The sequence below is a fragment of the Bartonella sp. DB5-6 genome, assembly GCF_000278115.1.
In the GTDB taxonomy this organism is placed as follows: domain Bacteria; phylum Pseudomonadota; class Alphaproteobacteria; order Rhizobiales; family Rhizobiaceae; genus Bartonella; species Bartonella refiksaydamii.
This window is the reverse complement of the sequence record NZ_JH725121.1, coordinates 1-601: the sequence shown is the minus strand read 5'-3', so window position 1 is coordinate 601 and position 601 is coordinate 1. Positions and strand designations below refer to the sequence as shown.

The following is a 601-nucleotide window of genomic DNA, read 5'->3' as shown; positions in this document are numbered from 1 at the left end:
ATCAAAATTTTGCACCCCTGCCTGGTACAGTAACACTCACCCCCGCAACAGATTTTTGGCATGAACAGCGCACCGATTGGCTCTCGAGTGTCACCAATCAGATCATTATGGGAAAACACCGTGGCAGTACCATACGTAACACAGAGGTGAATGATGATCTCATCAGTGCGACTCGAGAGCAAATCGACTTTTTAAGGCAAATTACTCTTCACTTTAAAATTGAAGGTTTTGGCAAGGGGGAAATCTTGGAAAGTCTTAGCTTTGATGGTGTGAATGTTTTGCCAAAAACAAAGCTTGTTGCTAACGCCAAAGGTACCCTTGAAGGCACTTTTAAGATTCCTGAAAACATTCCTGCTGGCACAAAAAACGTGGTGGCACGGGGAAAAGGTGGAACCATTGCGACGGGGCTTTTTACCGGTCAAGGTGTGATTGATGTGAAAGTTATGCGACACACCACAGCGGTGAAGATATGGACGAAATTTGACCCACAAGCGCAGGTCTTTACCCCTGATGAAACACGGCAAATCACAGGTATTGACTTTCATCTTTGCAAAATCGGTAATCAAAACCATGATCTGGTGATTGATTTGGTGACAACCGA

The 601-nt window shown here is 44.6% G+C and carries 1 pseudogene; it reads left to right on the top strand.

From position 1 onward, the window contains the following. Window positions 1-601 (top strand): annotated as a pseudogene (locus MCO_RS07405) (DUF4815 domain-containing protein); the annotation flags it as partial.